The 13516-nt window shown below is 71.8% G+C and carries 11 protein-coding genes and 3 tRNA genes; 8 read left to right on the forward strand and 6 right to left on the reverse strand.

What is annotated here, in order from left to right:
- Nucleotides 1-73: 73 nt before the first annotated feature.
- From purL to purS, 3 genes are read right to left on the reverse strand one after another with little or no spacing between them, the layout of a single operon-like run.
- Nucleotides 74-2323, reverse strand: coding sequence for a phosphoribosylformylglycinamidine synthase subunit PurL (gene purL / locus D581_RS0110245; protein WP_018957145.1), 2250 nt, complete (start codon nucleotides 2321-2323; stop codon nucleotides 74-76).
- Nucleotides 2320-3000 carry a phosphoribosylformylglycinamidine synthase subunit PurQ gene (gene purQ / locus D581_RS0110250; RefSeq protein WP_018957146.1) on the reverse strand — a complete coding sequence of 227 codons (681 nt, stop codon included), beginning with the start codon at nucleotides 2998-3000 and terminating at the stop codon, nucleotides 2320-2322. The genes purL and purQ overlap by 4 nt, the downstream gene beginning before the upstream one ends.
- On the reverse strand, nucleotides 2997-3248 hold the full coding sequence (purS, locus tag D581_RS0110255; protein ID WP_003968034.1) for a phosphoribosylformylglycinamidine synthase subunit PurS: 252 nt from the start codon (nucleotides 3246-3248) through the stop codon (nucleotides 2997-2999). Before purS ends, purQ begins: the two co-directional genes overlap by 4 nt.
- A 420-nt stretch (nucleotides 3249-3668) precedes the next feature.
- Here purS and D581_RS0110260 point away from each other — a divergent pair, with 420 nt between their 5' ends.
- The 8 genes from D581_RS0110260 (at nucleotide 3669) to D581_RS0110295 (ending at nucleotide 8573) form a co-directional block, all read left to right on the forward strand.
- Nucleotides 3669-4004, forward strand: coding sequence for a histone-like nucleoid-structuring protein Lsr2 (locus D581_RS0110260; protein ID WP_026290384.1), 336 nt, complete (start codon nucleotides 3669-3671; stop codon nucleotides 4002-4004).
- Between the two features lie 268 nt (nucleotides 4005-4272).
- A tRNA-Gly gene (locus tag D581_RS0110265) sits at nucleotides 4273-4344 on the forward strand.
- 79 nt (nucleotides 4345-4423) lie between these two features.
- Nucleotides 4424-4496 (forward strand) — tRNA-Gly (locus D581_RS0110270).
- A gap of 145 nt (nucleotides 4497-4641) precedes the next feature.
- Nucleotides 4642-5667, forward strand: a complete 1026-nt coding sequence (locus D581_RS0110275) for an ABC transporter ATP-binding protein (protein ID WP_018957148.1) — start codon at nucleotides 4642-4644, stop codon at nucleotides 5665-5667.
- The gene (locus D581_RS0110280) at nucleotides 5664-6485 is read left to right on the forward strand and encodes an ABC transporter permease (protein ID WP_018957149.1); all 822 of its coding nucleotides are present in this window, start codon (nucleotides 5664-5666) and stop codon (nucleotides 6483-6485) included. Before D581_RS0110275 ends, D581_RS0110280 begins: the two co-directional genes overlap by 4 nt.
- Nucleotide 6486: 1 nt before the next feature.
- Complete coding sequence (locus D581_RS0110285) at nucleotides 6487-7860, forward strand: histidine kinase (protein ID WP_026290385.1); 1374 nt, start codon at nucleotides 6487-6489, stop codon at nucleotides 7858-7860.
- A complete protein-coding gene (locus D581_RS0110290) occupies nucleotides 7857-8477 on the forward strand; it encodes a response regulator transcription factor (protein WP_018957151.1) in 621 nt (206 codons plus the stop codon). The genes D581_RS0110285 and D581_RS0110290 overlap by 4 nt, the downstream gene beginning before the upstream one ends.
- A 23-nt stretch (nucleotides 8478-8500) precedes the next feature.
- A tRNA-Gly gene (locus D581_RS0110295) sits at nucleotides 8501-8573 on the forward strand.
- Between the two features lie 160 nt (nucleotides 8574-8733).
- On the opposite strand, the gene D581_RS0110300 is transcribed toward D581_RS0110295, so the two are convergent.
- The 3 genes from D581_RS0110300 to D581_RS0110310 form a co-directional block, all read right to left on the reverse strand.
- Nucleotides 8734-9648: a phosphoribosylaminoimidazolesuccinocarboxamide synthase gene (locus D581_RS0110300; RefSeq protein WP_018957152.1), complete on the reverse strand. Its 915-nt coding sequence runs from the start codon at nucleotides 9646-9648 to the stop codon at nucleotides 8734-8736.
- A 107-nt stretch (nucleotides 9649-9755) separates the two neighbouring features.
- Nucleotides 9756-11210, reverse strand: a complete 1455-nt coding sequence (locus tag D581_RS0110305; protein WP_018957153.1) for a N,N-dimethylformamidase beta subunit family domain-containing protein — start codon at nucleotides 11208-11210, stop codon at nucleotides 9756-9758.
- 442 nt (nucleotides 11211-11652) lie between these two features.
- A complete protein-coding gene (locus D581_RS0110310) occupies nucleotides 11653-13359 on the reverse strand; it encodes a hypothetical protein (RefSeq protein WP_026290386.1) in 1707 nt (568 codons plus the stop codon).
- Nucleotides 13360-13516: the final 157 nt, after the last annotated feature.

The following is a 13516-nucleotide window of genomic DNA, read 5'->3' on the forward strand; positions in this document are numbered from 1 at the left end:
GTGCGGGAAACGGCTGAAGCCCCCGCCCGGAGGACCCGGGCGGGGGCTTCGGCGGCGCCGGTCGGCGCGCGGCTCAGGCGAGCAGCGCGGGGATCGTCGCCTCGTGTGCCGTACGGAGCTCGCTCAGCGGGATGCTGAACTCGCCCTGGATCTCGATCTCCTCGCCGTCCACGACACCGATGCGGGTGACGGGCAGACCGCGCGCACCGCACATGTCGTTGAAGCGGAGCTCCTCGCTGCGCGGGATCGCGACGACCGCGCGCCCCGCCGACTCGGAGAACAGGAACGTGAACGCGTCCAGGCCGTCCGGCACGACCAGCCGGGCGCCCTTCCCGCCACGCAGGCAGGACTCGGTGACGGCCTGGATCAGGCCGCCGTCGCTCAGGTCGTGCGCGGCGTCGATCATGCCGTCGCGGGAGGCCGAGATGAGGATCTCGGCGAGCAGCTTCTCGCGGCCGAGGTCCACCTTGGGCGGCAGGCCGCCCAGGTGCTGGTGGACGACCTCGGACCAGGCCGAGCCGCCGAACTCCTCGGTCGTGTCGCCCAGCAGGTAGAGGAGCTGGCCCTCTTCCGCGAAGGCGATCGGCGTGCGCCGGTTGACGTCGTCGATCACGCCGAGCACGGCCACGACCGGCGTCGGGTGGATCGCCGTCTCACCGGTCTGGTTGTACAGCGAGACGTTGCCGCCGGTGACCGGGGTGCCCAGCTCCAGGCAGCCGTCCGCGAGACCGCGGGTGGCCTCGGCGAACTGCCACATGACGTCCGGGTCCTCGGGGGAGCCGAAGTTCAGGCAGTCCGAGATGGCCAGCGGCTTGGCGCCGGAGGCGGCGACGTTGCGGTACGACTCCGCCAGCGCGAGCTGCGCGCCGGTGTACGGGTCGAGCTTGGCGTACCGGCCGTTGCCGTCGGTCGCCATGGCCACGCCCAGGTTCGACTCGGCGTCGATGCGGACCATGCCCGCGTCCTCGGGCATCGCCAGGACGGTGTTGCCCTGCACGAAACGGTCGTACTGGTCGGTGATCCACGCCTTGGAGGCCTGGTTCGGGGAGGCGACCAGCTTCAGGACCTGCTCGCGCAGCTCGGCCGCGTTCGCCGGGCGGGCGAGCTTGCCGGCGTCGTCCGCCTGGAGCGCGTCCTGCCAGGACGGGCGGGCGAACGGGCGGTGGTAGACGGGGCCGTCGTGGGCGACCGAGCGCGGGGGTACGTCCACGATCTGCTCGCCGTGCCAGAAGATCTCCAGCTGCGAGCCCTCCGTCACCTCACCGATGACGGTGGCGATGACGTCCCACTTCTCGCAGATCTCCAGGAAGCGGTCCACGTGCTGCGGCTCGACGATCGCGCACATGCGCTCCTGCGACTCGCTCATGAGGATCTCCTCGGGCGAGAGGGAGGAGTCGCGCAGCGGGACGGTGTCCAGTTCGACGCGCATGCCGCCGGAACCGGCGGAGGCCAGCTCGCTGGTGGCGCAGGAGAGCCCGGCGCCGCCGAGGTCCTGGATGCCCGCGACGAGCTTCTCCTTGAAGATCTCCAGGGTGCACTCGATGAGGAGCTTCTCCTGGAACGGGTCGCCGACCTGGACGGCGGGGCGCTTGGCGGGGCCGGTGGACTCGAAGGTCTCGCTGGCCAGCACGGAGACGCCGCCGATGCCGTCGCCGCCGGTGCGGGCGCCGTACAGGATGACCTTGTTGCCGGGGCCCGACGCCTGCGCGAGGTGGATGTCCTCGTGCCTCATCACGCCGATGCAGCCGGCGTTGACCAGCGGGTTGCCCTGGTAGCAGGCGTCGAAGACGACCTCGCCGCCGATGTTGGGCAGGCCCAGGCAGTTGCCGTAGCCGCCGATGCCCGCGACGACGCCCGGCAGGACGCGCTTGGTGTCGGGGTGGTCGGCCGCGCCGAAGCGCAGCGGGTCCACGACCGCGATCGGGCGGGCGCCCATGGCGAGGATGTCGCGGACGATGCCGCCGATGCCGGTGGCCGCGCCCTGGTAGGGCTCGATGTACGAGGGGTGGTTGTGCGACTCGACCTTGAAGGTGACCGCGTACCCCTGGCCGACGTCGACGACGCCGGCGTTCTCGCCGATGCCGACGAGCATGGCGTCGTTGGCGGGGACCTTCTCGCCGAACTGCTTGAGGTGGACCTTGCTGCTCTTGTACGAGCAGTGCTCCGACCACATCACCGAGTACATGGCGAGCTCGGCGCCGGTGGGACGGCGGCCCAGGATCTCGCGGATCCGGGCGTACTCGTCCTTCTTGAGGCCGAGTTCCTTCCAGGGCTGTTCGGTGTCCGGGGTCTCGGCCGCGTGCTTGACCGTATCCAGGCTCATGCGTTGACCAGCTTCTTGATGATCGAGGTGAAGAAACCGAGGCCGTCGGTGCGGCCGGTGCCGATGAGCGGCTCCACGGCGTGCTCCGGGTGCGGCATCAGGCCGACGATGTTGCCCGCGGCGTTGGTGATGCCCGCGATGTCGCGGAGCGAGCCGTTGGGGTTGCCGTCCAGGTAGCGGAAGGCGACGCGGCCCTCGGCCTCCAGCTCGTCGAGCGTGCGCTCGTCGGCGGTGTACCGGCCGTCCACGTTCTTGAGCGGGACGCTGATCTCCTGGCCGGCGGTGTAGTCCGAGGTCCAGGCGGTCTCCGCGCTCTCCACCCGCAGCCTCTGGTCGCGACAGATGAAGTGGAGGTGGTTGTTGCGCAGCATCGCGCCGGGCAGCAGGTGCGCCTCGGTCAGGATCTGGAAGCCGTTGCAGATACCGAGGACCGGCATACCGGCCTTCGCCTGCTCGATGAGGGTCTCCATGACCGGCGAGAAGCGGGAGATCGCACCGGCGCGGAGGTAGTCCCCGTAGGAGAAACCGCCCGCCAGGACGACCGCGTCGACCTGGTGCAGGTCCTTGTCGCGGTGCCACAGGGATACGGGCTCGGCGCCCGCGATCCGGACGGCGCGCAGGGCGTCCTGATCGTCGAGGGTGCCGGGAAAAGTGACGACGCCGATACGGGTGGTCACTTCTCCTCCTCCACCTTCACGACGAAGTCCTCGATGACGGTGTTGGCGAGGAACGTCTCGGCCAGCTCGTTAATACGGGCGAGGGCGGCGTCGTCGACCGGTCCCTCGACCTCCAGCTCGAAACGCTTTCCCTGACGAACGTCCGCGATTCCCTCGAAGCCGAGACGGGGCAGTGCGCGCTGCACCGCCTGTCCCTGCGGGTCGAGGATCTCGGGCTTGAGCATGACGTCGACTACGACGCGTGCCACTGGCACTCCCGGTGTGGTGGTGTGGTGCGGCTGTCTCTCCGGGGGGTTCCCCAGACCCCCGCGGGTCCACTCAGCGTACCTGGCCAAAATTTCTACGCGGGTAGATATCGGGCGGGACGGACATCGCGGGGCCCTGCGCGGATCACACCGAGATATCGGGCGCGACACCGCACGGGAAAAGGTCTGGAAAAATCACGTCCGGATTGCACACGGATTGCACACGGACACGCGGATGCAATTGGCTGGGCTTCACAATGCGGTACCCACCGCTGTACAAATGATTACCGGGGAAAGCAACATTGACCCCGGGACAACGGAACAGTCGACATCTCGTCAATCCACATCCGCCCGCCTGGCAGCCGGAAGGCAGGCGCCCGCGCACGATGGACGCGCGGGCGCCGTAGGAAAGGACCGATATCCGTGGCTCAGCGCGTAGTGGTGACGCTCTCCGACGACATCGACGGGGGAGCAGCGGCGGAAACGGTGACCTTCGCCCTGGACGGGAAGACGTACGAGATCGATCTCAATCCCGCCAATGCGAAGAAACTACGGAAGACCCTGGCTCCTTACGTGGCCGCCGGTCGAAAGCAGACAAATGCCAGCAAGCACGGCAGGACGCCCACGACCTACCACCACACCTCCCTCGCGCCGGACCCCGCGGCCGTCCGCGCCTGGGCCCGCTCGCATCGGATGGAGGTGCCGGCCCGGGGCCGCATCCCGAAGAAGGTCTACGAGGCGTTCGACGCGGCGAGTTGAGCCGCGGTGGCGGTGGCGGTCGGCCGGACCGGACTCCGGATGCGCGGGCTGGACGGGCCGCGGTGGTTCCGGGCCCGACGGCCCGTCGGGCGCGATGGGTCCGGGGGCCGGACGCTCCGTCAGGCGTCCCCGGGCGCCCCGCCGGCCGGGGCCCCGGGGCCGTTCCGCAGGGTCCTGGGGGAGCCGACTTGCGCGACACCCCCGCAGGTCGGCTAGAGTCTGGAGCACGCCGAGGGGCGAGGCCGCAAAGCCGAATCCCACGCAGCGTGCGGGTGTAGTTCAGTAGTAGAACATCCCCCTTCCAGGGGGAAGGCGCAGTGTGCAATTCCTGTCACCCGCTCTGCACAACTCTTCGGACCACTTCGTTGGATCAGGTAGAGTGGTGCTCGCTCCACCGGTGAAAGCCGAGTGGCTGCACTGCGGACGTAGCTCAGTTGGTAGAGCGCAACCTTGCCAAGGTTGAGGTCGCCAGTTCGAACCTGGTCGTCCGCTCAGCATCAAAGGCCCTGACCTTCTCGGTCAGGGCCTTTGTCGTGCTCTCGCCTTTCTCCTCCCCCGCCGCCCTCATGACGTTTGTCATGAGCAGTGGTGACAGCGCGCACTGCTCGGGGGCCGGTTCCGGCGGAAACCTTGAAGCATGACCAGCGACGACATTCTCAGCGACCGCGCGGACGGTCCCGTGATCGAGGCGAACGAGGTCCGGCGGCGTTACGCCGGCGGCTTCGAGGCCGTGTCCGGGATCTCCTTCTCCGTGGCCCGCGGCGAACTGTTCGCCCTGCTCGGGACGAACGGCGCGGGCAAGACCTCCACCGTGGAGCTCCTCGAAGGCCTGGCGCCACCGACCGACGGAACGGTACGGGTCCTCGGCCACGACCCGTACCGCGAACGCGCCGCCGTCCGCCCCCGTACCGGGGTGATGCTCCAGGAAGGCGGCTTCCCCTCCGACCTCACGGTCATGGAGACCGTACGCATGTGGTCGGCCTGCACCACCGGCGCACGCCCGGCCGGCGAGGCCCTGGAGATGGTCGGCCTGACCGGCCGGGGAAGCGTGCGGGTCAAGCAGCTGTCCGGCGGTGAGAAGCGCCGCCTCGACCTGGCCCTGGCCCTGACGTCCCGGCCCGAGGTGCTCTTCCTCGACGAGCCGACGACCGGGCTGGACGCCGAGGGCCGGCAGGAGACCTGGGAGCTCGTCCGGGCGCTGCGGGACAACGGCACGACCGTGCTGCTGACCACGCACTACCTGGAGGAGGCCGAGGCGCTCGCGGACCGGCTGGCGATCATGCATCAGGGGAGGATCGTGACGACCGGGACCATCGCCGAGGTGACCGCGCAGCAGCCCGCCAGGATCCGGTTCGTGCTGCCCGAGGCCGTGCCGGCGGCGCGCCTCCCGCTCTCCCTGCGGGCGGCGGCGGAAGGGTCCCGGGTCGAGATCCGCACCCCCGCCCTCCAGGAGTCGCTGCACGAACTCCTGGAGTGGGCCCGCGAGTCCGGCGTACGGCTGCACGGCCTCGACGCCCGGTCCGCCTCCCTGGAGGAGGCGTTCCTCGACATCGCGAAGGCCCAGCACGCACCCCGGGACCAGGACCCGCGCCAGGTCCACGGCCGCTCCGCCCGCTCCGACCGAGCCGGCGGCACGAAGAACACGAAGAGGGTGACGGCATGACGACCACCACGACCCCCGCCCGTGACCGGGCGTCCGCCGGCTCCCCCACGGGCGCGGCGGCGGTGGCCCGGCGGCTGACCGCCCTCGGCCGCGCCGAGCTGATCCTCCTGCTGCGCAACCGGACCGCGATCGTCGTGGCCCTGCTGCTGCCCATCACGATGATCTTCGCGATGCGGTCCTCGCTCGAACAGATCGACCTCGGCGGCACCGGGCTCACCGTCGCGGGCGCCACCCTGACCGGCGGCATCGGCATGGTGCTCGTCCAGGTCGTCTACATGAACCTCGTCTCCGCGTACGTCGCCCGGCGCGAGGAGCTCGTCCTGAAGCGGCTGCGCACCGGCGAGATCTCCGACCGCGAGATCCTCATCGGCACCGCGCTGCCGTCCGTCGCGCTGGCGCTCGCCCAGTGCGTGCTGCTGGTGGTGGCGGGCGCCATCGCCTTCGACCTGAGCGCCCCGCACCGCCCCGACCTCCTGCTGGCCGGACTGCTGCTGGCCTTCGTCCTGATGTCCGCCCTGGCGGCGGCGACCACCGCTCTCACCCGGACGGTGCAGACCTCGCAGCTCACCACCCTGCCGCTGTTCTTCGTCTCGATGTTCGGCTCCGGGCTGTTCATCCCGCTGGCGATCTTCCCGGACAGGCTGGCCTCCGTCCTGGAACTGCTGCCGATGACGGGCGTGATGACCCTGATCCGGCACGGCTGGCTCGGCGGCGTGGAGGGCGGCGACCTGTTCACGGCCGGGGTGACCGCGCTGGCCTGGACCGCTTTCGGCGTGTTTGCTGTGCGACGGTGGTTCCGCTGGGACCCGCGCGGCTGACATGAAGGGGCTGAGGGGTGTGATCGGTCGGGTACGGGGCTGGCGGCGCGGCTGGCACGAGCGCAGCAAGCTTGAGCGCATCGACCTCTACACACGGGTGACGCTCTGCTCGATCACCTGGGGCTTCGCGGTGTCCTGGGGGCTGCTGCCGCTCGGCGAGACCCTGGACGAGGGGCCGGTGGCGATGGCCCTGGGAGGGGCCTTCCTCGCCGCCAACATCGCCCAGTCCGTGCTGAGCAACCGCAATCTTTCCCCCGCCTTCGACGCCTACCGGGGAACGGAGCCGTTCCCGCCGGGGCGGTTGCGCCTGCCCGCCGCGCTCCAGGTGCTGATGACCGGCCTTCTGGTGGCGCTCGCGGCGGTGGGCGGCGTGAACGACGAGGGACTCGTGCTGCTGGTGCTGGACCTGCCCGTGGCGTTCACCATCCCGTACGTCCTGCTCGTTCCCGTCCGGAGGTTCCTGCTCCACTCCGCCGCCTTCACGGTGGCCGTCGTGGCGCTCCTGGCGGCCGTGGGGGTGCCGGGCGGACTGCTGTTCGGGGCGGTCGTCTCGCTGGTCGTCGTCACCCTGCTGGTGCTCACCTCGGCCCGGCCGAGCGTCTGGAGCCTCTCCGTGATGTGGCAGGCGGAGGAGGCGCGGGACATGCAGGCCCGGCTGGCGGTGGCGGAGGAACGGCTGCGGTTCGGCCGGGACATGCACGACGTGCTCGGCCGGAACCTGTCGGTGATCGCCCTCAAGAGCGAGCTGGCCGTGGAGCTGGCCCAGCGCGGGAACCCTGCGGCGATGGACCAGATGGTCGAGGTGCAGCGGATCGCCCGTGCATCGCAGCAGGAGGTCCGCGATGTCGTACGCGGCTACCGGGAGGCCGACCTGCCCACCGAACTCATGGGCGCGCAAGGCGTGCTGCAGGCCGCGGGAATCACCTGCACCGTCGAGGGCGCGGACGGCCCGGCCGGCATCGGGGCTCCCGCCGCCGTCCAGGCCGCGCTCGGCTGGGTGGTCCGCGAGACCGCGACGAACGTCCTGCGCCACGGTGACCCGCGCCACTGCTGGATCCGGCTCGCGCGGACGCGGGACGCGGTGGTCCTGGAGGTCGAGAACGACGGGGCCGGCGCCACCCGCCCGCTCGGCGGCGCGGACGGCGACGGCGACGCGGACCGCGACGGCGGCGGCGGTTCGGGCCTGGCCGGGCTGCGGGTACGGCTCGGCGCGCTCGGCGGATCGCTCACCGCCGGATCCGCCGGGAACGACCTCTTCCGGGTGACGGCGACGGTGCCGCTCACGGCTCCCCGCCCGGATGCGAACGGCCCCCTCGCTCCGTCCTCCGAGCCCGGACCTTCCCCCGCCCCTTCCGCCCTCCCGGAGGAACGATGACCACCGCGCGGCCCCTGCGGGTCCTGCTGGCCGACGACGAGCACCTGATCCGGGGCGCGCTGGCCGCACTGCTCGCCCTGGAGGAGGACTTCGTCGTGGTCGCGGAGGCGGCGAGCGGCCCCGAGGCCCTGGCGATGGCCCTGGCGCACCGGCCCGACGTCGCCGTCCTGGACCTCCAGATGCCGGGCGCGGACGGTGTGAAGGTCGCCACATCGCTGCGGACCGAGCTGCCTCACTGCCGCACCATGATCGTGACCAGCCACGGCCGCCCCGGGCACCTCAAGCGGGCCCTGGCCGCCGGCGTACGGGGTTTCGTGCCGAAGACGGTCAGCGCCCGGCGGCTGGCGGAGATCATCCGTACCGTCCACGCCGGAAACCGTTACGTGGATCCCGAGTTGGCGGCCGACGCCATCTCCGCCGGGGACTCCCCGCTGACCGCCAGGGAGGCCGAGGTGCTCGAACTGGCGGCGGACGGAGCTCCGGTCGCGGAGATCGCGGAGCGGGCCTCGCTCTCGCAGGGGACGGTCCGCAACTACCTCTCCTCGGCCGCGACCAAGATCGGCGCGGAGAACCGGCACACGGCAGTGCGTCTCGCCCGCGAGCGGGGTTGGGTATAGTAGGCATCGCGCTTCGGCGCACTGCGGACGTAGCTCAGTTGGTAGAGCGCAACCTTGCCAAGGTTGAGGTCGCCAGTTCGAACCTGGTCGTCCGCTCCGGATGAAGAAGCCCCGGTCCTCTCGGACCGGGGCTTCTCGCGTACTCGCCGCCGTTACGACCTCGCGTATTCAGCTGGCGTTACGACTTCGCGTATCCGGCCGCCGTCACGACCTCGCGTACCCGGCTGCCGTCACGACCTCGCGTACCCGGCCGCCGTTACGACCAGTTGGTGCCGGTCAGTACTTCGTACGCCTCGATGTACTTGGCTCGGGTCGCCGCCACGATCTCCTGCGGCAGCGCCGGGGGCGGCTGCTCGCTCGCGCGGTCCCAGCCGGAGGCCGGCGAGGTGAGCCAGTCGCGCACGAACTGCTTGTCGTAGCTGGGCTGCGCCCGGCCGGGCTCCCAGGTGGCGGCGGGCCAGAAGCGGGAGGAGTCGGGGGTCAGCACCTCGTCGGCGATGATCAGCCGCTCGGTCCCGTCCTCGGTGGTCTCGAAGCCGAACTCGAACTTGGTGTCGGCCAGGATGATCCCGCGCCCGTGCGCGATGTCCCGGGCCCGGCGGTAGACGTCGAGCGTCGTGCGCCGCAGCTCGGCGGCGGTCTCCGCACCGACCTCGCGGGCTACGTTCTCGTAGCTGACGTTCTCGTCGTGGTCGCCGACGGCCGCCTTGGTGGCCGGGGTGAAGATCGGGCCGGGCAGCTCGGACCCGTTGACCAGGCCCTCGGGGAGACCGATGCCGCAGACCGTACGGGTGGCGTCGTACTCGACGAGTCCGGAACCGGTCAGATAGCCGCGGGCCACGCACTCGACCTCGACCATCCGCAGCGACTTGCAGATGAGGGTGCGGCCCGCCCAGTCGGCCGGGGCGCCCGGGGGCAGCTCGGTGGAGATGACGTGGTTGGGCACCAGGTCGGCGAGCTGGTCGAACCACCAGAGCGAGAGCCGGGTGAGGACACGGCCCTTGTCGGGGATCTCGGTGGGCAGGACCCAGTCGTACGCGGAGATACGGTCGCTGGCGACCATGACGAGGTCGCCCGCCTCGTTCCGGTACAGGTCACGCACCTTGCCGGTGTGCAGGTGGGTGAGGCCCGGTACCTGTACGGGCTCGGGCTTTTCTACAAAACCGGACACGGTGCCTCCGCGTAGATTGATCCAGGAGCGGTTCCGATTGTCCCGTACGCAGGGCATGCGGCGCGCGCCGGGCCCGGCGGGGCGTCGGCCGCGTTCTCCGGACCCGGTCAGCCCCGCTTGCAGATCCGGTCGAGGAGGTTGGCCGTGGCCCGCTGGATCCGGGGGTCCGTGTGCCCGGGCCGGTCCAGGGCCGGGGACCAGGCGAAGGTGCCGGAGGCGAAGACGTACGCGCCGGAGGGGGACTGGTAGAGCGAGGTCTCCTGGTGCCGGGTGGCGCCCTCGGAGTCCTCGTACGGGGAGTGGGCGAGCAGGATCCGGTTGTCGTGCTCGGGCAGGCTGGTGCGCGGGAAGTAGCGGTCGGCCTCACCGGCGACCAGGCCCGGGATCTCGTCGCCGTCGACCGCGCCCGTGGAGTCCCAGAGCCAGTGCTCGGCGTTGCGCACGACGAGCGGGCGGGGATCGGGCACCCGGCCCGCGTACTGGATGCCCAGAAGCTGCTGCTCGGGCCGGTCCACCTCGCGCCACAGGGCGGACTTGCCGGGCCCCCGGCGCTTGCGGCAGGTCAGCAACCGGTCCGCCTCGCCGGAGGCCGACGGGGCGAGGCCCACCTGCCAGTACATGGTGTTGGCGGAGAGGAAGACGAGCGAGGTGCCGGAGTCCCGGGCGCGCTCGGCGGCCCGGCGCATCGGCAGCGTCCAGTACTCGTCGTGGCCGGGGAAGACCAGGCCCCGGTAGCGGCTGGGGTCGACGCGGCCCGCGTGCAGGTCGCGGGCGTCGGCGTAGGCGAGGTCGTAGCCGTACCGCTCGGCCCAGCGGATGAAGTCGTACGCGTGCCCCACGTGCAGCGGCAGCCCGGCGCCGGCGTACGGGCGGTCGAAGGAGATCGTGACGGCGGCGTCCTCCTCGCCGAGCAGCCGCCCCCGCTCGTCCCACGCGTGGTAGAGGCTGGCGCCGGTGCGGCCGTCCTCCGGATAGAGGTTGTACGCCTGCCAGGTGATGTCGGGCAGCAGGAGCAGCAGGTCGGCGGGGTGGTCGTGGCGCACGGTGAAGGGGACGTGCGAGCGGTAGCCGTCGACGGTGGTCAGGACTGCCACGTACGCGCCGACGGACCAGTAGCTCGGGATCTGGAGCCGCCAGGACATCCACCAGTGGTGGCAGGAGACGGTCCGGTCGGCGGCGAGCGGCGGGGGCTGGACGATGCCGGAGAGCCGCGGACTCGTGGTGATCTTGGCCGCGCCGTCGCCGCCGTAATGACCGATCCGGTAGACGTCGACGGAGAACTGCTGGGGCGGGTCCACGGTGATGTGGAAGTCGATGGCCTCGCCGGGGGCCGCCGCGCCGGGCGAGACGAAGCCCTTGATCTGGCGGTGCACGTCGTCCGCCGTACGGGTGCCGCCGCCGGTGGAGCGGGCGAGGTCGGCGTACCAGGGAACCACCTGGCCGGTGTCGTCGAAGTAGTTCTCACTGCCGCGCAGCCAGGGCAGCGGGCCCTGCCCGAAGGGATCGCTCACCGCGTGCGCGAGGGCACCCGACTCCCACCGGCGAATCTGCTCCGCCCCCATGCCGCGCCCCTCCCTCGGATCCCCCGGACAGCTCTGGGGGATCCCCCGGACAACTCTGGTGCGCCGAATGTCAGCGCCGATCCCCAGCACATCACATAACGCACGCGGTTCGTCACCCTTCGTCGCTAATTGACGGGACCGGGAAGCCTCCGGGTCCTGTCGGTGGGCCTGTCGGTGGGCCTGTTGGTGGGCCTGTTGCACCTGGCCGTCCTGGTCGTCGGACCAGGCCGGAGCTCGTCGTCGGACCAGGCCCGAGCTCGTCGTCGGACCGGTCGGCCCTGTGGTCGGACCAGCCGGACGGGCTAGCGGCGGGATCAGCCGCCCGGCTTGTACTCGGACCTGTCGGACCTGTCGGACCGGCTCGTACGCGGACCACTCGGATCGGCTTCTACGCAGACCAGCCTTGGCCGGCTTGTAGCGGACCAGCCTCGGCCGACTTGTGTCAGACCAGTCGGACCGGCTTGTCGGAACGCACTCCCACCTCGGCGAGCCAGGACAGCAGCGGGTCCGGATCGCCGTCCTCGACGAGGCTGAGTACCGGGGCCGCGAGGTCCGCCCGGCGCTCGCCGCCGACGAGCAGGGCGGGGCCGTCCAGCCAGTCGAGGCCGGGGGCCGCGCCCGCCGTGTCCACGGCCGCGCAGCAGACCATGGCGGCGACGTGGTCGGCGAGCAACTCGGTGCCCGTACGCGGCGGCTGGAGCGGGAAGAGGGGCAGCGGCCCCGGCCCCCAGAGGTCGAGGGGGTCGTCGGCCGCGCCGGACCCCGTACCGCCGTGACCGGGGCCGCCGTGCTCCGGGCCACCATGCCCCGGGCCACCGTGCCCCGGGGTCTCGGCAGCCTCACGGGCGACCGCCGCGCCGATGCCCGCCGCGAGCTCCTCGCCCGGGCGGCCGGGTCCGCCGGAACCGGACAGATGCTCCATGACCCGGGCCAGCGTGGGGACGCCCGGGTCGGCGGCGGAGGCCCGGGGAACACCCAAGGTGTCCAGGACCCGGTGCAGCCGGCCCGCTTCCGTACGCCATGTGCGGTCGACGACCTCGTCGGGATACTGCTGCCAGTCCACCGGCGCCCAGTCCGGACCGCTCTCGGCGGGGCCGCCGTGGAAGAGCCGGGCGGCGAGCAGGGACGCCGCCTCGTCGGCCACCCCGGGCTCCTCCAGCAGGTCGCAGGCGGGCCGCTCGCCGAGGCGCAGGGCGAAGCCGTCGGCCAGCCGGTCCCGGCGGGACAGCTCGGTGAGCGCGGAGACGACCCCGGCGTCCAGCCGGGAGGGCCAGCGGCCCATCCGCCAAGCGGGCAGCGCCACCCGGGTCAGCAGCCGGTCCCAGCCGGCATAGGCGAGGCCGACCTGTTCCTGGGCGGCGATCCGCAGCCCGTGGTCGACCGTCTTGGCCCGCATGGACGCGGCGGCCGCCACACCGCGCTCCATCTCGGCGGCATGGTCACGGCAGGCCCGCAGCAGCAGCCGGGAGACCCAGCCGGCGAAGGCCAGCGGCGCCCCGCGCACCGCGCCCCGGCCGGAGGCGGCGGCATCGGCGATCGAGGCGTCCAGGCCGCGTACGAAGCGGCGGGCGGCGGCTATGTCGGGGTGCGCGGACGGGCCGGTGCCCGCCACCACGGGGGCGAGGACCGCCCGGAGCTCGGCAACCCGCATCCACCACAGGAACGGCGAGCCGATGACCAGGACGGGTGCGGCGTCCCCGGCCTCCGCCGCGGCCCCCGTGCCCCTCCGGAGCGCCCGGTGCGTCCGGTCCTCCAGCCAGCTGTCGCAGTCCGGGGTCAGCGCTATGGCCGAGGGCGCGGGCACGTCGAGCCGGTCGGCCAGGTCCCGGACCAGGCGGTAGAGGTCGGGGGCCCCTTCCTCCGGCACGGAGACGGTCGGACTCATGGCGGGCCGCGCGCGGGCCACCGAGAAGGCGACCAGGACGGTCACCAGCAGCACGACGACCGCGACGCCGAGCACCGCCCAGCGCACGGCGTCCCAGGGCGGACCGGCCAGATGCCCCTGCGCGCCCGCAGCGAACAGCACGACGGCGACGGCCGCTGGCAGGATCGCCACGGCCAGTGCCCTGCTGCGGATCCGCAGCAGGGAGAGCGCTCGGGCCTGTGCGGCCCGCGCCCCCAGCTCCTCACCCACATCGATACCGGACACGCCGGACGTCACCCCCTCTGCCACGCGACGGTGTTGCTCACTCCCCCACTGTGGCACCCGGCACCGACATCGCAATGCCGGTGGGCCAAGTGCCCGAACGCTTGCGCCGCACCCTAGTTGGGGCCCCGGCAGCCGTCATCCGGATGGCTCAACCGTC

It is taken from the genome of Streptomyces sp. CNB091 (genome assembly GCF_000377965.1).

Bases quoted from the DNA above. Each gene is read 5' to 3' on its own strand.
- purL (WP_018957145.1), bottom strand. From the start codon at position 2,323: ATGAGCCTGGATACGGTCAAGCACGCGGCCGAGACCCCGGACACCGAA.
- D581_RS0110275 (WP_018957148.1), top strand. From the start codon at position 4,642: ATGACCAGCGACGACATTCTCAGCGACCGCGCGGACGGTCCCGTGATC.
- D581_RS0110280 (WP_018957149.1), top strand. From the start codon at position 5,664: ATGACGACCACCACGACCCCCGCCCGTGACCGGGCGTCCGCCGGCTCC.
- D581_RS0110285 (WP_026290385.1), top strand. From the start codon at position 6,487: ATGAAGGGGCTGAGGGGTGTGATCGGTCGGGTACGGGGCTGGCGGCGC.
- D581_RS0110290 (WP_018957151.1), top strand. From the start codon at position 7,857: ATGACCACCGCGCGGCCCCTGCGGGTCCTGCTGGCCGACGACGAGCAC.
- D581_RS0110305 (WP_018957153.1), bottom strand. From the start codon at position 11,210: ATGGGGGCGGAGCAGATTCGCCGGTGGGAGTCGGGTGCCCTCGCGCAC.